Genomic DNA, 21165 nt, shown 5'->3' with positions numbered 1-21165 from the left:
CGGCTGCTCCCACAGAAACAGGGGTGGGTTGTGCGTCCAGGACGCGCCCCCGAGCCCTGGTTGTGCCCCCCAGCACAGGACGCGCCGCCTCGCCCACGACCCTAAAAATAACTCGTGACAGACCACGAGTGGTTTGGCCTGGCTTGTTTTTGGGTAGAAGTTGGCATCGACAGACGCGCCAACGCGATTTCGAACGGTCATCGCTTGATGGCTCGATTTTTTAACTTCGCATCAACGGGGACGTCGTCGATTGGTTCCCGCAAAGTGGATAGAATGTTGCCCGAATCTCGTTTCACCGACACTTCTTTGACTGCTACTTTGAACATGATGTTTGGATTGATTCGTTGGAAATCATTGGCTCTCACGTGGGCGATTTTGCTTGCTCTTCACGGCCTGCTTGGAACACGGGCGTCCTCGGCCGCGAAGCCGAATGTGGTGATGGTGTTGACCGACGACCAAGCCCCTTGGGCGTTCGCGCAAGCCGTTCGTTCGGGGCAGTTCAACGATGTGCCGGTTCCATCGACACCCAACATGGATCGACTGGCGGCAGAAGGCGCAGTGTTTCGCAACTTCTTTTGCACAACGCCGGTGTGCAGCCCGGCTCGCGCGACCCTGATGACAGGCCGCTACGCCAGCGAATTAGGGATCACCGATTTCATCCCACAACCGGGACACAAACTCTACGATCCCGACGCTCCCGTCTATCTCGATCCCGAAACCACAACAACCTTCGCAGAAGTCTTGCAGCGTCAGGGCTATCGCACCGCTTTGGTCGGCAAGTGGCACCTCGGCGACTGGACAGCACCGGAAGACCGCGACAAACACCCGACCCAACACGGATTCGATTCGTTCATGGGGCTGACAGGAGGCGGGACGTCGCCAGACACCCCCGAACTGGAACTCGACGGCAAAGTCCGGACGTTCGCGGGACTGACAACAGACATTCTGACGGATCACGCCATCAAGTTTGTGGAACAGAACGCGGACGCTCCGTTCTTTCTGTGCCTGTCGACTCGTGCTCCCCACGGGCGATGGCTGCCAGTCGCGCCGGAGGACTGGGCCCCCTACGACACGATGGATCCAACCATCCCGGAATACCCAGGGCTGGATACGACGCGGGTTCGCAAAATGATGAAGGAGTATTTGGCCAGCACCACTGGCGTGGATCGCAACCTCGGACGGTTGCTGCAAACACTCGATGACCGTGGCTTGAGCTCCAATACGATTGTGATCTTCACGTCAGATCACGGTTTCAACATGGGCCACAATGGAATCTGGCACAAAGGCAACGGCATCTGGGCGACGAAGCAAAAACCGCCAGGCGACATGCATCAAGGCACTCGGGTGATTTCGAACAAGTATCGCCCCAATCTTTATGACCATTCTCTGCGGGTGCCTGCGATTGTGAGGTGGCCCGGCGTGGTGAACCCGCAAACTGTCATCGAGCACACCGCATCTCACCTGGATTGGTTCCCGACGCTATGCGCCGTGGCAGGTGATTCGTCCGCTGCCAATGGGTTGATGGGCCGAGACCTGACACCTCTGTTGAAAGGTCAATCACCCTCGAACTGGGACCAGGAACTCTACACGGAATACGACATGATCCGTTATGCAGTTGCATCCCTGAGAGGTTACCGCACCCCGCGATACAAACTCATCCTCGATCGACACAATGAGGGACGCAACGAATTCTACGACTTGCAGTCCGATCCAGGTGAACACCACAACCTAATCCACGAACCAGAAGCACAACCCAAGATCCAAGAGCTCGATGCCAAGCTGCGAAAGATGGAAGCAAAATTGGAAAATCGCGGGTGAACCAGTCGCGGAGCGACGACAGCCGAACGCCTTCGGTTTCACCCCAAGGACCAAGACGCCGCAACAAATCCCCCAAGTCGCGGGGCGATGACATCCGGCAACGCGTTCCGAACAACTGTCGCCGCTCCGCGGCTTGGCCGTCTCGGGTGACGCACACTAACCTCGGGTTGAAACCCGAGGCTACCAACTGTCACCGCTCCGCGGTTGGATTCGCCGGATCTGAATGCCCCAACATGCTCGCCCCGTCCGCATGGACGCGTTGCCTTACGCTATGGAACCGGCGCGAGCAGGGGCAGATTCTCTTGCGATGACACAACAACCCCGCCCGGCTTTTCCACCGTGATCGCAAAAGCTACCGGATTCAAGACTTTCAATTTCGCTGTGATCGGGACCACCACTTCTCCGGTCGAATCAATGTCGAAAACGCCACCGTCGATGGGCTCGTCATCTCGCGCCGGGTCAATGATCCACAACTGATACTGTTCCACCGCCGCATCATTCATTGGCATCCCGACAAAACGCATGTAACCGTTTTGAGATTCGTTGCTCCAAACAACATCCCCCGTCACTTCCGACTGGAAAGGATGCTTGCCATCGGCCCAAGCAACTTGGACGACGTCCTCCGCCTCGTTTAAAAGCAACAAACGCTCCGCCGCCGCAGTCGTCTCGGTATTACCAACACCATTCCAATCACTCCCGCGCCACAGCCCCAAGGCCAACAAGGCAGAAGCAGCAAACGCCAGCCAAGCGGCAGCTTCGCGGGGCCTCAAACCGATTGGCTTTCGCGGTTCGACCATCTCCAACGGAGCCGGCGTGACCGAATTGTCTGCCCGTTGCTCGCTTCCGATTCCTGTTTCGCCAACGACCGCGAGAACGCGTCCGGCGTCAGCCTGGATCTTCTCGCGCAAGCCGGCAGGCAACTCCGCATCCGGACTGGCGGCGACATCATGAGACCGCCGAGAGGACAACGCCATGTCCACCGCGGCCGCCGTTTTCTCAAGCTCAAACAACGTTGCCAAATCGGCTTCGGTCTCCTGCCAATTGGACACTTCCTCGTGCTCTTGATCAGACAGATCGCCAAGGACTTTCCCCGCCAACAGCTCCTGTGCACGACGTGGCAAACGCAAGTCGTCTGGTCGCTCACTCATAGCCCACCCCCGCTTGGATCAGCAGCCGCAACGACTTGGCCGTGGCCTTGTCGTTTCATGCAGTCTTTTAGGCTGAGCAAAGCTCGCCTCGCGTTTGACTTCACCGTCCCCAGCGGCATCCCGATGACCTCGGAAATTTTTCCGTGCGATAGCCCTCGATGAATCGACAAATCAATCACCTTTTGCTGTTCAACGGATAACTTTCTCAAACAACCGTCCGCTTTGCGAGCTTCGTCTGCCAACTCCGCTGCACGACTGCCTGCCGTTGCGGATTCGTCTGCCTGTTCATTGACCAGCAAATCGCCGCCCCCAACCTCGCAATCAGTCGGACGAATGCCCCGACGCATTCGGTCAATGATTCTGCGTCGAGCGATCATGGCAATGAACGTGACCTCGGTCGACTTTTCCGAATCAAATCGAGACGCGTTTTGCCAAATGGAAACGAAAGCTTCTTGAACCGCATCCTCAGCGTCCTCGGCCGTGGGTGCCAATCGCCGCGCAAGCGACCAGACGAGACGCCCATATTGGTCCAGGCAATCTCCGACTGCAGAATGTTCTCCCGCAGCGATGCGTTCTAAAATTGAGTTGCTCAAGTCCGCCTTCGCTCAGTTGAATTCAGGTCTTGTTAACGAGTGCTCTACCAGCATGATCGCTGGCTCACACAACACCGTGGGGCCAAACATTTAAATGTTCTCGTTCGTCACGGCCCGTGCAGTATACCCCAGCCGCTCTGCCGCGCAACGGACAAGCGAGCTTCATTGGGAATGAAACTCGCTTGATTCGCATCAACAACGAGGCGGACAACGTTTTTCGCAGCTTATCGGTTGGCCACGATCTGCCCGTACATCTGGTCGATGCCCGTTCGCAACGTCCAAGCACGCTGGGTGGGGCAAGTGGTGTGGCTGGCACTCGTCAAGACAGCCGACATGTGACTGTTCAGCGAGTCGCCAAGGTTCGCTGACATCAGCTCGGTCATTGTCGTGTGATACAAGTCAGCACATGCGGCGTGATGCCCCGCGTTGAACAACCGAGCACCCTCTGCGACGGTGTTTTCAATCACCCGACGAGCGTCGACGGAGTTCTCTGGCGGAAGCAGTACCGAGTCGATGATGTGAATGACGCCATTCGAAGCGTCGACATCAGTGGCTACTAGTTTTGCTTCGTTCACCATCGCACCGCGATCGGTCACCTTGATGCCAACAGGCGATCCCTGAAGTGTTTTGGCTGATTTTGCTGCGACAGCGTTTTCCGAGTACACGCGGCCGGCGACAACGTGATACTTCAAGATGTCAACCAACTTCTCCTTGTTGGCTGGTTCCAACAATGACGCAACGGTCCCGTCGGGCAGTTTCGCGAATGCTTCGTCTGTCGGTGCGAAGACCGTGAAAGGCCCTTCGCTGCCGAGCACTTCTGCAAGCCCCGCAGCCTTCGCTGCAGCGAGCAGAGTCTTGAAGCTGCCTGCTGCGTCCGCTGTTTCAGGAATGGTCTTGTCGGCTGGCAAAATCACACTGTCGATGACGTGGATCACACCATTGTCGCAAACGATGTCCGTGGTCACCACGTTGGCACCATCGACCATGACGCTGGAACCATCCACTTTGATGTCGACTCGCTGCCCATTGACGGTCTGGGCCCCCTTCAAGTCAACCACTTGTTCCGCCATCACTTTGCCCGCGACGACGTGGTACGTCAGAACGCCAGACAACTTGCCTTTGTTTTCAGGTTTCAGCAATGTCTCCACCGTACCAGCGGGCAACTTCTTGAATGCCTCGTCCGTCGGTGCGAAGACGGTGAACGGTCCTTCTCCCTTCAAAGTGTCGACCAGGTCAGCCGCACCAAGTGCGGCCGCGAGCGTCTTGAATTTTCCTGCTCCAACTGCGGTGTCGACAATGTCGGCTGCAGTTGCTGATGCGGCACTCATACCAATGAGAGCCACGGCAAACAAACTGGTCAGTGTCTTTTTCATCTCTCAGTCTCTCAAACGAATGTTTTGAATTTCCGATTCCACGTCTCCTCCGCGTGGTTGTTTGAGAGTTCGCAGGCAGGCCGCCTTTGGATGCAGAAAGTTTTCAAACAAACTAAAATTCTTCGATCGCAGCGTACAAACAAGGGAAACCGCACCAATCTCGCACTTCATTTGGTTGATTTCAGCCAGCGAAGCAAGCGATCGTCGCGCCTCGAGACGTGGAGGTTTCCACGCTGGTGCCGATGCTCGCCCCTCCCCTCGCTTCGCTCGACCCTCCCAGGGAAAGGGTGATGAGAAACGTTTGGCAACACAGCACTTAAAAACTGCACGACCCGTGCAGCGGGAGGGGTCGGAAAGCGAGCGTTCAGCGAGATCTGCCCACGCCCGAGCGACCGTCTCACGCCAAGATGTCGTGGACGACCTGGGATGGTTCGACGCCCGTCAATTTGAAATCCAGCCCTTGGTAGCGGTGCGTGAATCGTTCGTGGTCAATCCCCAGCACGTGCAGCGCGGTGGCGTGCAAATCACGAACGTGAACCGGGTTTTCGACCACGTTGTAACTGAAATCATCCGTTTCGCCGTAGGTGATGCCTGGTTTGATTCCCGCCCCGGCCATCCAAATCGTGAAGCAACGCGGATGGTGATCGCGTCCGGCTTCGGGCGAATCCCATTTGCCTTGTCCCGCGACCCCGCGTCCAAATTCCCCACCCCAGATGATCAGAGTGTCATCCAGCAAGCCACGTTGCTTGAGGTCTTTGACCAACGCGGCACTCGGTTGATCCGTGTCAACGCACCGCGAAACGCACCACGAACTGAGCCGTGAATGATGATCCCAATCAGGATGGAACAACTGAATGAATCGCACGTCACGCTCTGCTAACCGGCGAGCCAAGATACAGTTCGCCGCGTAACTGCCCGGCCGCCGTGAATCGGGTCCGTACAGTTCAAACGTTTCGTCAGATTCGTCTCTCAAGTCAGTCAGGTCAGGGATGCTGGTTTGCATCCGAAACGCCATCTCATACTGGGAGATCCGGGTTTCGATTTCCGGGTCCATGGTTTCGGCGTGATGCGATCGATTCAGCGACGCCAACCCGTCCAGCATCTCTCGCCGCAATTCCCTGGGAAAACCATCGGGATCATTCAGATACAGAACGGGATCCTTCGCACTCCGCAATTTGACGCCTTGGTGCTTGGAGGGCAAAAAACCGCTGCCCCAGTAATGGTCGTACAGCGGTTGATCACTGGGCCGTTTCATCTTGGAAATCAACACCACGTAGTCCGGCAGATTTCGATTCAAACTGCCCAATCCATAACTGGCCCAAGCACCGAAACTGGGTCGTCCCGGCAACTGATGCCCGGTTAAAAACTTGGTCATTGCCGGGGCATGGTTGATCTCGTCCGTGACCATGGATTTTACAAAACACAGCTCGTCGGAAATCGCACCGATGTGAGGCAACCACTCACCGATCAGCCGGCCGCAATCACCGTGACGATGAAACTCGGTGATCGCAGGAAGAATCAGTTGCTTTTGATTCTTGGTCATCCCCGTCAAACGTTGGCCTTGCCGGACACTGTCTGGCAACTCCGTACCAGCCAACTTGCGCAGGTTGGGTTTGTGATCAAACAATTCAATCTGCGACGGGCCACCGGACTGAGTGAGGAAGATAACTCGTTTGGCTTTGGGAGCAAAGTGCGGCAGGCTGGATTTCAATTCCGCAGCAGCCAGCTCGTCGCCCAGCATTGCACCGGCGGCCAGCGCACCAAAATTGAAACCGGCCTGTGACAGAAAACTCCGCCGGCCGAGTTGTCTGTGAATTTCGTATGGGTTCATCGGAAATCGGAAAGTTGCGGAATCGGTAGGTGTCAGGCGATGAGCCGTTGGCTGCGACGAATGCGTTTTAGCAAGCCATCTCATTCGCGCGTCATGGCTTCGTCCAAATTCAAAATCAAACTCGCTGTCGTTTGCCAGGCCGCTGTCTTTGCAGCAACGCTCTCGTCGGGTGCATCGACCTGTCCGACCAAGCAAAACTCAATCGCGTCGTCCAAATGGTCGGCGTAGTACTCGTTCGCTCGCGTCCAAACGGATTGCAACGCATCCAATTCCTCCGAGCGAAGCGGTCGCGAAAGAACACGCATGGCCAGCTCATTGGCATGAAACGGCCAGGTGGAATCGGAGGACGCGTCTGAAACCGAATCCGACTGGCAAACGATCGCATCGGCCATCGCCCGAGACGCTTCCAACATGGTCGCGTCGTTCATCAATGTCAGGGCGTGCAGCGGTGTGTTCGTGCGACGCACGCCGACTTCGCATACGCGGCGTTGAGCGCTGTCGAACAGAAACGTCGGCGCACTGCTTCGACGCCAAAACGCATACAGCGTTCGCCGGTACTGCCGTTCACCCAAACTGGGTTGATAATCAAACCGGCCCATCGTGATCTCTGCCCAAACACCCGGCGGTTGGTACGGGTACACGGGCGGTCCGCCAACGGTCGAATTCAACAACCCCGAAACTCGCAACGCGTTGTCGCGAATCATCCAGGCTGGCAAACGGAATCGAGGAGCTCTAGCAAGCAATCGGTTCTCGGGGTCGATCTCCAGCAACTCAGGACTCGCCACGCTGCTTTGTCGGTACGTCTGACTGGTCGCAATCAGACGCAGAATGTGGCGCAAGTCCCAGTCGCTTTCGATCAACTCGACCGCCAACCAATCCAGCAACTTGGGATGGGTTGGCAACTCGCCCTGCAAACCAAAGTCACCTGGCGTTCGAACCAGTCCTGCGCCAAACATCAATTGCCACATGTGATTGGCGATCACACGAGCGGTGAGCGGGTTCTGCGGATCCACGATCCATTTGGCGAGATCCAATCGCGTGCGAGACTTGTCGGTTGGCCATTCAAGCACGCTGGGCAAGACAGCCGGCTGAACAACATCGCCTTTGGCATCCCAAACACCACGCAACAACACATGCGTGTCTCGCGGTTTCCCGCGTTCCTTCAACACCATGACCTTTCGCGGCCCGGATTGCTTCTTCAGATCCGCGAGTTGCTTGCGCGCCAGTTTCAAACGATTCGATGCGAACAGGTAGTCCTCATCCGCCAGCAGATATTGATCGAGCAAACGCTGGCGAAGTTTCTCGTCGATCGACTTTTCTTCCTCGTCAGCATCCCGATTGGAATTCAGATTTTCGACCAGTTCCAAAATCGGTGAACCTCCATCGACTCGTCGAACCGTGTCGCCTTGTTCGGAAGACAGCGAGACTCGGAAGCGGCCGATGTTGGCATGCCCGTGAGTCGATCGGTGACGCAACAGAACGACAAACTGGTCCCCCGGTTTGACTTGCCAAGGTTGTTTCAGTTCGTAGACGCCGACGTGCGTCGAGATGGTTTCAGCGCCGTCCGTTGTCCAACCGTCGCGAGCGTCATCGTTGAGCGTTTCGCGAATGCCGCCGTACTTCTTGTCCCAATCGGTTTCGCGTTTTTTGTCGGCTTCGTAGTCCGCAATCGCGTGAGACAAATCCAGTTGACTCTCGGACGGACTGCCATCGCGGCGGCCCATGGCGATCACGCTAGTCAACGTGAACTCGCCGTTTCCGTCGCGTGCGAATCGTCCGTTTACATGAGACTCGTGGGGCAAAACCTCGATCCGAATGCCGGTGATGCAAGACATGCTTTCAGGAATTGACATCGCGACTCGGTAGTCGTCGTGCATGGTCTTGGGGCCATGCGTTTGCACGACCTGGTCTTCTTCGACGGTGAATTTCGTTCCTTCGCTGCTGCTGAGCGTTGGAGTGGGCGATTGCCACACGTCGTGGTGTGCTGGCGGATCGGCCGCGAACCCTGTCAGCCAAGTTTCAAACCGTTTCACCGCCAACTGCTTGGCATCCAAGTCCGCTTGCTCGAGCTGTTTGACAAACGCTTCCAACTCACGGGCTTGCTCGTCCACCACCGGCGATTTGTATTCCAAGTAAGGCTTCGCTCTCATCCCCGCTCGACCATCTTCGTCGATGCTGTTGAAGTAAGCGGCCAAGGAGTAGTAATCGTGGTGCGTGATCGGATCGAATTTGTGCGTGTGGCACTGCACGCAACCAAGCGTCAGCCCCAACCAAACCGTCCCAGTCGTGTTGACTCGATCGATGACATAATCGATGCGTGATTCCTCCGGATCACGGCCGCCTTCACCGTTGGTCATGTGGTTGCGATGAAAGCACGTGGCCAGCTTTTGTTCCGGAGTCGCATCGGGCAGCAGATCGCCCGCGAATTGTTCCACGGTGAATTGGTCGAACGGCCGATTTTTCGCGAATTGGTTGATCACCCAATCTCGCCACGGCCAGTTTTGCCTTGTCTCGTCGAGTTGAAACCCATCGGAATCGGAATAGCGAGCGGCGTCGAGCCACCACATCGCCAAACGTTCGGCATGGTGCGGCGACTCAAGCAATTGATCCACCAGACGCGGCCACTGAGTCTCCAGATCGTCGGGGAGTTCCGCGATTTCCGCTGGCGTCGGTGACATGCCCGTCAAGTCAAACGACAGACGCCGAAACTGGGTGACTGACGACGCCGGCGAGCTGAGTTCAAGTTGGTTCTCGGCAAGCTTTTCGATCACGAACGCGTCGATTGGATGCGGTGCTGAATCAGGAACGCTAGGACGGGTCAGCTTTTCAAACGACCAGTGCTTTCCCCATTTGGCACCGTCAAGGATCCATTGCCGGATCGCTTCGCGTTCCTTTTCGCTGAGCGGTTTGCGGTGCGAATCGGTGGGCGGCATGACGACGTCTTCGTCCTCCGAAACGATCCGCGTCCAGAGCTCACTACCATCGAGATCACCTGGCTGGACCGCCGCATATCCGCCGCGATCTTCTTTGACCGCCGCTTCGAGGTCCAATCGCAGGTCGGCTTCGCGATTGCCTTCGTCAGGTCCGTGGCAATGAAAGCAACGATCCGACAACACCGGCAGGACATCGCGAGAAAACGAAACGTCACCAGCGTGCGTCGCAGGCAACCGGTTCACTCCGAACATCAAGCAAACCAGAAACAAACCCCAAGCTGCTTTCATGGATCCCATGAACGGATTCGCGAATGGACGCTGAGAAAACGTCGCCATCCCAAGCGTGGACTCCGGCAGCAACGCGGTCGAATGCTTCTGGCATGGGAGTTCTTGGACGGTGAGCTCACTCATACAAACAGCGCGACTAGGAGGGAAGCAATCAAAGGCGGGATCAACGACACCGCTGCGAGACATCGCGACGCCGTCGTTCGATCCATCATTATGGTTCACGATCTCACCAGTGTCTTGCCGATTCGTCGCATCGTTTTGTAAAATCCTCGCATGGCAAAACCACGCTTTGACGACGCAACTGAGATCTCAAACTGGCGCGATGAAGTCTTTCAAAGCATCATCAACCCGTTGGCTTGCTTGGACCTGTTTGATTTCTTGCCACAAATCTATATGTATGTCAAAGCGGCCGATGGACGGTACCTACGAGCCAATCGTGTCGTGTGCCGGGTCGTGGGCGTGGACGACGAAACCGCCATCATCGGGAAAACCGACTTCGATTTCTTTCCGCCTGCCATCGCAACTCAGTACGTCGAAGAAGACCGGCGAGTGGTCGCAACAGGCGAAACGCTGACCGACCAAGTCTGGTTGGTGCCCGACAGCCGTGGCGTGCCCCAGATCTATTCGTGCAACAAAATTCCTCTGCTGAATCAATCTGGCGACGTGGTCGCTCTGGCGGGCGTCAAACGGCCCTACCACGATTCCGAAACACCCGAGAGCGGCCACTTGCGGCTGTTGAAAGTGGTTCAGTTCGTGACGCGGCACTACGGCGATGCGATCTCCGTGGCCGATTTGGCTCAGCAAGCCAACTTGTCGCAAAGCCAACTGCACCGGGAATTCACCCGATTGTTTGGGATCACTCCCAATCATTACCTGCGCGAAGTCCGCGTGGGTGTCGCCAGGCACCTGCTAGAAACAACCCAAGAACCGGTTGGCGTGATCGCTGCCAACACGGGATTCTACGACCAGAGCCACCTGACTCGGAAATTCAAAGCATCCACCGGAATCACCCCCTCGGAATACCGCCGCAAGTACAGTCCGCGTGACAACTGATCGGAGCTGGCGTTCCCAAATTGAGACGGCGAACTGCGTAAATTGCGACAGAATTGACGACAAAGTTCGCAGGTACCCTCAGCCGGCGAACTGCACGCTTGACTCGGGCGTCCAACCGGAGCGTTCTTTCTGATGGCTCACTTGCTTTCAAATCGGTGGCCGAACGGTCGCAGATGTCATCTTCGCCCCCTCAAGATTGGCATTCTCAGTAACTTAGACACTTTTGCTTCAGTCTCGCGAATTTTGGCACACAACCTGCTTCCGAGCTAACTCGCTGCAACAGGATTTTCTCACCCGACATTCGCTTGGATCCATCATGGCCACCGCCGACCTGCATTCCCCTGGCAATCATTCGCTTTCCCACGAACATTCGCGTCCGTGGAACGAGCGGTTTTCAGTGCGTGCCTCGTTGCCGCGACTTCGAGTGAGCGCATGGTGGACCATGTTGATGTGCAGCCTCGTCGCATTGGGCACGAGCGGTTACCTCGCGTACACCGCGTTCACGTCTTCCCCAGTGGCAGGTTGCGGCGGCGGGAGCCTGTTTGATTGCAGTCACGTGTTGCACAGTCGTTGGTCCAAGGTGGGAACCTTGCCGGTCAGCGTGCCAGCCATCCTCACTCATGCCAGCGTGATTTCGTTGCTGCTATTTCAACCGATCAGTGTGTTTTGGAATCGAGTCCGCTGGGGCGCACTCGGCGTGGTCACTTTCATCGCTGGCGGAGCAGCAATCTGGTTCATCGGTTTGCAAGTCTTCGCGTTGGGACATCTTTGCCCATACTGCATGGTCGCCCACGCCGCGGGGTTGGTTCTGGCAGCGACGTTTCTGTTCAGCCGCCCCGCCCAAACACCTTCGCTGCGATACCTGGCATCAATCGCCGCCGTTGGGTTGGCGGGACTGATTGCGATGCAAGTCGTGACGGAACCCGAACCCACGTTCGAAGTGATTGAACACAGTGCTCAACCCGCGACGTTCACCGCCCCCAACGCCCCCGACGCGCCCGGCATGTTCGAAGCGCCAGGCATGTTCGAAGCTCCCGCGAGCGACGAGTCGGCCGCTGACAGTGAGATCCAGGGCCTGTTCGCTCCGCCCGAATCGTTCAGTGTCAATCGACGATCAGCCGCGTTGATCAACCAGGTCTCCAGCGTGCGTCCATCACAATTCGCGTTGGCGTTGATCAACCCCGCGTCGCTGTTGCTGACGGAAGTGAGCGCGGAAGCGGATTCAAAGCCTAAGACAGCCGAGATCCTTGGCGGCGTCCGCTTGGCAACGAAAGATTGGCCGCTGGTGGGCAACCCAGATGCAGAAATGGTGCTGGTGGAAATGTTTGATTACACCTGCCCACACTGCCAACGCACTCACGAATCACTGAAAGCCGCCCAAGAACATTTCGGCGATCGACTGGCTGTGATCACGTTGCCGGTTCCGCTGGACGGTCGCTGCAATCCCGCCATCCAAAACACTCATGCGACGCACCGTGAGGCTTGCGATTTAGCCAAGTTGGCTGTTGCGGTTTGGATTGTTGATCGAGAGAGATTCGCGGACTTCCACTCGTACATGTTCGAGTCCAAACCATCGCTTTCTCAAGCCCTATCGCATGCTTCCCAATTAGTCGATGAAGCTAAGTTGAAATCGACGATGAGCGGCCGTACGCCGACAGAATACATTCAAAAACACGTGCAGCTTTATCAGCGGGCTGGATCAGGAACGATCCCCAAGCTGTTGTTCCCCAAAACGACCACCGTCGGTGCAGTCGAATCGTCACAGTCGATGATCCGCCTGATCGAACAAAACCTCTAGAATCAGTGGCATAGGATTCACGCCTGTGAAGAAACTTGCTTGATCACAGGCTGGAAACCACTGCCGCGTTTGTCTTAGCTTGCCGCGTCGATTCGCAAAGCGACTTCCGCCACGCAACGTGGAAGAGACGAGGCCACTTTGGATCGCAATTCGATCTCAAGTTGGTTCTGTCCGACCAACGGCTTCGGCACCGGCAACTGGACGACATCGCGGTCGCCTTCTTCCCGATCATCCTGATCGCTTGAGCCGATGACCTCGTCGTTCAATCGCACTACGAAAGACTGACTGGGTGCAGGAGCAATCTCGATCGACACCTGATCGTCGTCTTCCAATCCGGTGGGGCAATTGAAATGCCGCTGATAAATGGCATGATATTCGGTCGGTGTCGCATCGCCGTTGCCGCGTTCTGCTCGCAACACTTCGGGCGTCAAAACCTCGTTGCCCTCCGCCACGTCAGGCACATCGACCCGGTCAGCTCGATGAAGAGATTGGCCATCGCGAAAAATTTCGCGGGTCCAGGGGCGTCGCAAACGAATGCGGTGAGTCATCGAGTTCCGGTCTCCACAGAGAATTGAATTGCAAGCCAACGATCGAACTCGCCAATCACGCCCTCGCACCTTTCACCTGACGGTGGCTTACGATGGCACCGAGTATTGTGGCTGGCAAGTCCAGCCTGAACAGCGGTCGATCCAATCCGAATTGGAACGTGTGATTCAGCCGTTGGCAGGAAAGCCCGTTCGAATTTTGGGCAGCGGGCGAACCGACGCAGGCGTTCACGCGATTGGCCAAGTCGCCCGATGCGTGTTGCCGACCTGGAACGCTGGGCCAATCTCACTGCAGCGAGCAATCAACAGCAAATTGCCCGACGACATTCGCGTTAAAGCGGTTCGCGAAACACGAGAACGCTTTCATCCGATCGCGGACGCCATCGGCAAACGGTACCAGTACTTGGTGCAGGTTGGCGGTGGTCGCGACCCGTTCGCCCATCGCTACGTGCACCGTGTCGGCGGTCCGATCGATCATGCGGCGATGCAAGCCGCTGCGGCCAAGTTCGTCGGACGTCATGACTTCCGAGCCTTCCAAGGAACAGGTGCCGAACGCCCTTCGACTGTGCGGACGATCCACTCGGCGAGATGGTTCCCTCGGACCGCGACCGATCCGACGGGCTCTCGCTTAGAAGGCGAACCCTGGTGCTTTGAAATCGATGGCGAAGGGTTCCTCTACAACATGGTTCGAAACCTGATGGGAACGATGTTGGAAGTCGGTCGCGGACGCAAACCGTTGCAGTGGATCGACGAAGTCTTCGCCAGCCGCGATCGCAAACAAGCTGGGCCAACTGCTCCGCCTCAGGGACTGTTTCTCTGCCGCGTCGACTACCCGGACGAAATTTTTGAAGTGGACGAATCTTGAAAACGCAGACGATCGGGAACTCGGTGAAGAGTCGAACACGAAGTGAGCGACGTTTGGAAGCCACCGTGCTTCGGTAGCAGGATCTGGCCGACCGCCTCGGAAGCCCATCGTATGTTTTGCTCTTCGAACCAACAGGGCGAAATGCCAGATGGGGTGAGATGAGTCCTCAGTGGATTCAATGTGACAACACTCCCGCGCCAAACAATTCGGACGACCCGATTCAATGCGAACTTTAGCGGCCAACCGCAGAGAGTTCTGGCTCAAAACCTCGGCAAATGCCCTTCGCTTTTGCTAAGATCCACCCCACAAACATGGTTGATCGCTCGGACAAAGGAGTCGGTTCCCGACGATTCCTCCACTGGTTCTGCTGCATTCGCGGGCGGCCGCTGAACGCTCGGACCAGCCCCTCTCCTCCGAACGCGACTCACTGATTTTGGTGCCCGAAAGTTCTGTCCAACTGATCCTCGCCTCCGGCAGCCGCGCTGGCTTGGTCGCTGAGATTCGCACCGGTTACTACATGATCGGTCGGGACCGCGGTTGCCAGATTCGCCCCACGCATCGTTCTGTCAGTCGGAAACATTGTCTGCTGCACTGGGAAGCGCCCGTCAACTCAGAACCCCGGTTTCGCATCTTTGACCTGAACAGCACCACCGGCACGCGGGTCAACGGCATCCGCATCCCCACTCGAACTTGGGTGGAATTGATCGACGGTGCCGAGCTTCGATGTGGAAAAATCACTTTCGCTCTCTCAATCCAGGCAGGCGAAACTGCCGACTCGCAGTGCTCATTGAATGACACAGCCGAACTCACCTGTGTGCTCGATGAGGACTCCCCGGCCAACAATTCAATGTTGGAAGGCGATGCGTGGCAAGAAATCGATTTGGGCTCCATCCTTCAACCCGGCCCACTGCTCGATCCCGAATCAGGCCAGGACGATATTCGCGCCAAAGCGTCCAATCGCGACGCACGAGGTTCGGATTCGGAAAATCCAGACAGCGACGACGACATTTCAGAGGACGAAGCGGCGGATGATTCCGATCAATCGTCATCGAGTATCAACGCTGCCCCCAAGATGGCCGATTCCAGAAATTCGAATGCGCAAGCCGAAGATGGCTTGGACTCGAAAGACGAACCTGAAAAAAAATTGAATGCAGAGAAGCCTACGGACACTAAAAAGTCCCCTTCCCTAAAGCCAACCGATTCCACCATTTCCAAGTTCGTCGATCGCGTCGATTGGAACCAAGTCAAAATTTACGCCGTGCTTGCCATGACGGTCGCCGTGTTTGTATTGGGTGGCTACCAGGTTTTACAATTTTGGCAGGGTCCCGAAGCTCAAATCGTCGACGGAATCGACTGAAGGATTCGAGTCTTGGAGGATTCAGGCGGATGCACTGATCGCAACTATACTGCTCCGCAATATGACCTCTGACCCTCTCTCTACCGACCTGAACTCGCTCGATGCGTCCGGAAATCGGGATGCGTCCAGAGCACAGAATGCACCTGCTTCCCAGAGCAATTGCCCGGACGTTCTTCCCGCCAAATCGGAATCCTGTGACGGTTCCTCAACAGCAACCGATGCGTGCTCGACGTCAATCGGTGGCGAAGTGACGCCAAGATTACCCGATCATTCCGATTCAGAATCCAACGCCCGTCCCACCACCAACAAATTTGCGAAAGCGATCTCGTTTGGTCAAACCGTCGGTTTCGCGTTCGCGATTGTTGCGCTGCAGATGGGCCAAGGCATCTTGCTGGCCCGATTGTTGGGACCGGTGGGCCGAGGTGAATACGCGACGACGGTTTTGTACGTGCAAATGGCGCTGTACGTGGGATTGTTCGGTGGCCTAGAAGTCATCTGTCGCTACGCCGCTGATCGCACCGTCGAGACGATCAAACTTCGCCGAGCAGCGATGTGGTTGGGCTTAACCACGGGAGCCATCACAACCGGGTTCGTGGTGGTCTGCAACGTGATCGCCTTGCCCGATGAAAAGGCCTACCTGATGTCGCTGGGGTGTCTGTGTGCATTCAGCGTCATCGGCCAGCACGTGATGCTGATCATGACGGCCGTCGATCGCGGTGCAGGCGATTTCCACCGGTACAACCTCCGCCGTTTCATCGCCGCTGCCGCGTTCCCAGGCTTGCTATTGATCGCCGCTCTGCTGACCGAAGTCACGCTGACGTTGGCGTGCGTGTTGTTCGTCATCGCATCGGCGATTTCGATGGCCGCCTGCGTGATCGGATTGCCTCAACCCGCCACGGGTGAAAGCGAACCGCCCGTCAATCGCTTGCTGAAGGAAAGCCGCCCTTACGGAATTTCCATGTTGGCAACAGATCTGTTTGAACGTTTGGACTTGTTGCTGGTGATGTGGTTGGTGCCTCTGCTAACACAAGGTTTCTACGCCGCGATGGTTCCGGTGGTCTACCCGCTGACGGTGATTCCCAACACGTTAGGCATTTACCTGTTCAACACCGCAGCCGATCGCAGCAAACGCCTGCAGACCTCTGATGTGCATCGGATTCTTGGTGGATCGATTGCGATTCAAACCGTTTCCACCATTGTCTTCATGATCTTGATCGGCCCGTTGGTGAAGCTGGTCTACGGCGAAGAGTTCGCACCCGCGATTGTGTTCGCATGGTGGCTCGCACCGGTGTCCGCGATCAAAGGCATCCTGCAAGGCCTGGACAGTTACGTCAAAGGCCGAGGCAAACCGCTTGCACCGATCCGATGCCGAATCGTCGCCTCAGTCATCATGCTGGGTCTGACCGCCGCATTCGTCGGGGCATACGGCGCGATCGCAATCGCGGCCGCAGCACTGGTCGGCCAAGTCATCTGTTTGGTTTGGTTGGCCGCGATTGTGTACGCCGACGTCCGTGAACAGAACGTCGAAACCAATTTGAACTGAATTGCTGTTCCGCGAATCGCTACCTTGGGCGTCGCTTGTCAAGCCAATTCAGTTTCGGAACTCGCTCAGGTGACTGTTCCGCCCATTCAGGTTTCGGGAACCAACGCAGTCCACTGTATCTGGGGTAAGTCTCCCAAACGTCACCGCCATCGGCTCCGACAACTCGAGGATCACTCGTTTTGATGAGGTAGTCATTCAGACGTTGGCTCAAAGACTGTTTGACCTCCGCGAATTCCGACTTGCCGGACAAATCATTCAGACAGGCCGGGTCTGACTGGATGTCGTAAAGTTCTTCCGTGGGACGCTTGGCAACCGCCCACTGCAAGTATTTGGCCAGCTCCGCGTCATCGTGATTTTCGACGAGGAAGGTGAGCGACGGGCAAGCATCAATGTCGTGATAACCGTCATGCATTGGCCCCAACTCTTCGGCAAGGATAGCTTGCTTCTTCGGATAGCTGCCCGAACCAAATTTCTGTGGTGCCCCGGCGGGCCAACGCTCCGGGCGGAAGTTGCGAATGTAGAGGTATCGATCTGTCCGGATGCAACGTTGTGGGTAGCCCAACGATTCATATCGCACGGACGAATGACGTTCTCGCCCAGAAAAGATGGCATCGCGATCCGGTTCAACGATTCGCTGTTTGCCCGACTGAAGCAACCCGACCAGACTACGGCCGCTCAGCGGCGTTTTCTCCGGTGGCTTCACACCCGTCGCGTCATAGATTGTCGCTGTCACGTCAATCAAATTGACCAAGTCGTCCACCGTTCGATCGCCTTTGACCTGGGCCGGCCCACTGATCGCCAGGGGCCTGTGGATGCCATACTCGTAGACATTTGCTTTGGCCCGCGGGAACGCCATGCCGTTGTCACTGGTCACGATCACGATCGTGTTGTCGAGCTCACCGGCTTTTTCAAGCGTGTCGAGCATGCGACCGAGATGCTGATCGAACCACTGGATTTCGTAGCAGTAGTCCAGAATGTCGCTGCGGATCTCAGGCGTGTCGGGCAAAAACTCCGGCACGACGACCTTCGATGGATCCATGCCGTTCTTCAGCCCAATGCCTTTCTCGAAGACCCGGTGAGGTTCGTGGCAACCAAACCAAAAACTGAACGGCGCGTCCTCCGGTTTTTGACCCAAAAACGATTCGAAATTCGCGGCGTAATCCACACTGCTGATTCCACCGGGTGACTTCATCTTCTCGGATGAGAAAACGGGCCCGGCGGGATTTCGCGAACGCTCGCTGATTTTCCAATTCCCCGGCCCCCAACCTTTGCCGGTGTAGCCGACGAAGTAACCCGCCTGCTCCAAACGGTCTGGGTACACCTCGTACTTGGTCGCGAAGGAACTCGCATGCGTTCCAGCGTGTTCAATTTGCCAGATGTTCCGACCAGTCAAAAACGCAGCCCGCATCGGACTGCATCCAGGCGACGGCGTGAACGCGTTGTTGAACAGAACACCAGCCCGCGCAATTCGATCAAACGCCGGTGTTTGGATCGCTTGGTAGCCGTACGCGGACGCGTGCGGAAACGATTGATCATCGGAGATCGCCACCAAGACATTCGGACGATCGGCGGCAACAAGACTCGCTGGGAAGAGCGAGACGACAAACAACAAAGCGAGCTGAATTCGGGACAAGCGAACATTCCTTCCGCGAGAGAAACTGAACTGCTAAGGAAAGATTTTAGCTGAGCCGATGCCGGTCTGCTCGCTACGGTTGCAACTGAACTTGGCGAAGGTCGGTTCCCGTGGGAACTCCCGCCAGCATGGCTTGCAATTTCATCAAAGCGGGAATCTCCCCCGCGACTTCTTCGCCGGGCGGGCTGCCCCAAAACCAGCGTTCCCCGTCCTGATTCGCGATTTCGAGTTGGACGATCGGGTTCTGACGCAAATCGCCATGCACGCCGATGCTCTGCAATTTCAGCGTTTCGCGGTGCGGTGCCAACAGCCGAGCCAACAATGCCGCGGCATGCACTCGCGTGTCACCAAACGGAGATCCCAAACGGCCAGTGTGATACGCGCCGGGAACGATAATGTGCAGATAGTGATCCGTTTCAGACGGCGCAAAATCGCTGGGCAGCAACGTGCCTTCGCCGTCGACAACCAAGAACCCCGGCCCGGTCTTTGGATCCACCACATAAACCATTGCGACCGGCAATCGGTAATCCAAACGCACGTCAAGTCGCCCCTGGGCTTTCTTGCGAACGCCGACGACTCGGTGGACCCACGGGTGACTTGCAAACGCCGAAGCCACTTTGGCTGATACTTGAGGGTCGAGCAGCGACATGTCTTTCATCGCCGTTTCGGTGTAGACCGCGTCAATGATGTCCGTGCGAACGTACTCCGGCGGTGGCGTCACCGAGATTTGTTGAGCGTCGATGCCGTGGTAGGTGACGGCAAAGTAGTCCGCCCACCATGTCTGCCAGGCGGCATACCCGGCGACCAACAGGATCGCGGGCCAAAGAATCGACAAAACCGCAGGAGCACTGATGAGACCACGCACCCATCCCACCGTTGCCGGCTCATCCGTCGTCAATTCGCGTTTGCGACGAATCAATCGAGGTCGTTTTTCGGGTGTGGACGTCTCGCTCATGCGAGTACGCTTACCAAATTTGCAGATTCAACTGCAAGTCGATCCCGGTTTGCATCAACACCTGCTCGCGAACTCGGCCGATCAGTTTCACGCATTGATCACTGGTCGCGTTGTCATGCGCGATCAAGTAATGCGGTTCGGCGGAATCCAGCGACACGTCGCCTTCGCGAATGCCTGCCAATCCCGTGCTGTTGATCAATTCACACGCGGAAATGGAATCAGGATCGATGAAGGGCATCGCGATTCGATTGGATTCCGACGGACGACGTTGGCCGCGATGAATCCACAATTTCTGCATCCGTTTGGTCAGCGCCGAAACGTCCTTGGGTTCCAAGTTGAACGTGACCGACAGAACAACCGTGCCCATCAAAGTCGATTGGCGGTGAGCGAACCCGGCTTCCTCGCCCGTGATCGTTTTGCGTTTGCCATCTTCGTCGATCAATTCGATCGATTCCACAACCGACCCGATGTCGCGTCCTTCGGCTGACACGTTTCCAACGACAGCCGCACCGATGCTGCCGGGGATACCAACGAGGTGTTCCAGTCCACCGAGCCCTTCGCCGACGGTTTTGATCACCGCGTGAGTCAGCTTGGCACCAGCGCCAGCAATCAACTTCTGTCCCTGGATCTCCAATCCGCTGGTTGCAGGGGCCGCCAATGAGATGACCAAACCATCAAAACCAGCTTCTCGAACCAGCACATTGCTGCCTTGGCCAAGCACACGCAGCACAAGCTGTTTTTCCCGAGCCAGTGTGTAGAGCTTCTCGACCTGATCGATCTCGACCGGTTCGGCTAAGAATCGAGCCGGGCCGCCAATGCCCAACCACAACGTTTCACGCAGCGGTTGGTTTTCGCGAACCACGTGCAGCAGATCTTCGGGGAAAAATTCGGTGAGCGATTCAGAGGGAGCAGAAGACACGTCGTTCATTTGCCGGTGCGAGTTTCGAAAGCCGCCACCTCCAGGCGGCGGGACGCTGGTCGTCAGTTTCGCAGTCCGAAGCGAAATTGGCAATCTGGATTCGACACGACCCGCGAGGATCCCGGCAGGATCGGCCGATGGACGCGAAACTCGCCCCCGGCCCTCGCCGTCGCTGGCTCCGAAAAGCGCATTAGTGGCCCTAAAACGCACGCGAACAACCTCTCCGGCACCGCTGCGCAGCTGAAACCGGTTTCACCCCCTTGTCGCACTTCAGACAACTTCTGATATTGGGGCACTCCATTGATTTGCATTTCCCCCCCGCCGCCCCCACGGAATCCGTTCGATGACCGCTTTCCCCGATGTTCCCGTCATTCAGTACGAAGGCCCCCAATCCGACAACCCGCTTGCCTTCCGCTGGTACAACCCTGACGAAGTCATCGAAGGCAAAACGATGAAGGACCACATGCGGTTCAGCATTGTCTACTGGCACACTTTCCGCGGAACCGGTGCTGA

General features: G+C 56.8%; 14 protein-coding genes and 3 pseudogenes. 7 read left to right on the top strand and 10 right to left on the bottom strand.

The features are described from left to right. Positions 1-273 precede the first annotated feature (273 nt). Positions 274-1818 (top strand): sulfatase, encoded by a 1545-nt coding sequence (locus ACF8AM_RS15370; RefSeq protein WP_392556476.1) that lies wholly within the window; start codon positions 274-276, stop codon positions 1816-1818. 269 nt (positions 1819-2087) lie between these two features. Here the strand turns inward: ACF8AM_RS15370 and ACF8AM_RS15365 are convergent, their stop codons facing one another. From ACF8AM_RS15365 to ACF8AM_RS15340, 6 genes and pseudogenes are all read right to left on the bottom strand, one after another. Next, complete coding sequence (locus ACF8AM_RS15365; RefSeq protein ID WP_392556475.1) at positions 2088-2966, bottom strand: anti-sigma factor domain-containing protein; 879 nt, start codon at positions 2964-2966, stop codon at positions 2088-2090. Beyond that, positions 2963-3559 (bottom strand): RNA polymerase sigma factor, encoded by a 597-nt coding sequence (locus tag ACF8AM_RS15360; RefSeq protein ID WP_392556474.1) that lies wholly within the window; start codon positions 3557-3559, stop codon positions 2963-2965. Before ACF8AM_RS15360 ends, ACF8AM_RS15365 begins: the two co-directional genes overlap by 4 nt. 224 nt (positions 3560-3783) lie before the next feature. Beyond that, positions 3784-4410 (bottom strand): annotated as a pseudogene (locus tag ACF8AM_RS15355) (fasciclin domain-containing protein); the annotation flags it as partial. A 51-nt stretch (positions 4411-4461) separates the two neighbouring features. Beyond that, positions 4462-4887, bottom strand: a pseudogene (locus tag ACF8AM_RS15350) (fasciclin domain-containing protein); the annotation flags it as partial. A gap of 442 nt (positions 4888-5329) precedes the next feature. Next, positions 5330-6763 (bottom strand): DUF1501 domain-containing protein, encoded by a 1434-nt coding sequence (locus tag ACF8AM_RS15345; protein ID WP_392556473.1) that lies wholly within the window; start codon positions 6761-6763, stop codon positions 5330-5332. A gap of 80 nt (positions 6764-6843) precedes the next feature. Then, a complete protein-coding gene (locus ACF8AM_RS15340; protein WP_392556472.1) occupies positions 6844-10206 on the bottom strand; it encodes a PSD1 and planctomycete cytochrome C domain-containing protein in 3363 nt (1120 codons plus the stop codon). A 51-nt stretch (positions 10207-10257) separates the two neighbouring features. On the opposite strand from ACF8AM_RS15340, the gene ACF8AM_RS15335 reads away from it, so the two are divergent. Beyond that, a complete protein-coding gene (locus ACF8AM_RS15335) occupies positions 10258-11037 on the top strand; it encodes a helix-turn-helix domain-containing protein (protein ID WP_392556471.1) in 780 nt (259 codons plus the stop codon). Between the two features lie 442 nt (positions 11038-11479). Next, complete coding sequence (locus ACF8AM_RS15330; protein WP_392556478.1) at positions 11480-12835, top strand: vitamin K epoxide reductase family protein; 1356 nt, start codon at positions 11480-11482, stop codon at positions 12833-12835. 74 nt (positions 12836-12909) lie between these two features. On the opposite strand, the gene ACF8AM_RS15325 is transcribed toward ACF8AM_RS15330, so the two are convergent. Then, positions 12910-13383: a hypothetical protein gene (locus tag ACF8AM_RS15325; RefSeq protein WP_392556470.1), complete on the bottom strand. Its 474-nt coding sequence runs from the start codon at positions 13381-13383 to the stop codon at positions 12910-12912. Between the two features lie 28 nt (positions 13384-13411). On the opposite strand from ACF8AM_RS15325, the gene truA reads away from it, so the two are divergent. From truA to ACF8AM_RS15310, 3 genes are all read left to right on the top strand, one after another. After that, positions 13412-14245 (top strand): tRNA pseudouridine(38-40) synthase TruA, encoded by an 834-nt coding sequence (truA, locus tag ACF8AM_RS15320; RefSeq protein ID WP_392556469.1) that lies wholly within the window; start codon positions 13412-13414, stop codon positions 14243-14245. 436 nt (positions 14246-14681) lie between these two features. Then, positions 14682-15602 (top strand): FHA domain-containing protein, encoded by a 921-nt coding sequence (locus ACF8AM_RS15315; protein WP_392556468.1) that lies wholly within the window; start codon positions 14682-14684, stop codon positions 15600-15602. 247 nt (positions 15603-15849) lie between these two features. Further along, a complete protein-coding gene (locus ACF8AM_RS15310) occupies positions 15850-17145 on the top strand; it encodes a lipopolysaccharide biosynthesis protein (protein WP_392556467.1) in 1296 nt (431 codons plus the stop codon). A gap of 19 nt (positions 17146-17164) precedes the next feature. Here ACF8AM_RS15310 and ACF8AM_RS15305 read toward each other — a convergent pair whose 3' ends face one another. The 3 genes from ACF8AM_RS15305 to ACF8AM_RS15295 all read right to left on the bottom strand — a co-directional run bounded on the left by ACF8AM_RS15305 (position 17165) and on the right by ACF8AM_RS15295 (position 20772). Next, positions 17165-18778: a sulfatase gene (locus ACF8AM_RS15305; protein ID WP_392556466.1), complete on the bottom strand. Its 1614-nt coding sequence runs from the start codon at positions 18776-18778 to the stop codon at positions 17165-17167. A 73-nt stretch (positions 18779-18851) separates the two neighbouring features. Continuing rightward, positions 18852-19733, bottom strand: coding sequence for a hypothetical protein (locus tag ACF8AM_RS15300; RefSeq protein ID WP_392556465.1), 882 nt, complete (start codon positions 19731-19733; stop codon positions 18852-18854). Between the two features lie 10 nt (positions 19734-19743). Then, positions 19744-20772 (bottom strand): UDP-N-acetylmuramate dehydrogenase, encoded by a 1029-nt coding sequence (locus ACF8AM_RS15295; RefSeq protein WP_392556477.1) that lies wholly within the window; start codon positions 20770-20772, stop codon positions 19744-19746. Between the two features lie 223 nt (positions 20773-20995). On the opposite strand from ACF8AM_RS15295, the pseudogene ACF8AM_RS15290 reads away from it, so the two are divergent. After that, a pseudogene (locus ACF8AM_RS15290) lies at positions 20996-21165 on the top strand (xylose isomerase); the annotation flags it as partial.

It is taken from the genome of Rhodopirellula sp. JB055, from assembly GCF_043100905.1.
Taxonomy (GTDB): Bacteria; Planctomycetota; Planctomycetia; order Pirellulales; family Pirellulaceae; genus Rhodopirellula.
Note: the sequence above shows the minus strand (reverse complement) of the source record. Positions and strands in the feature narration are given on the sequence as shown.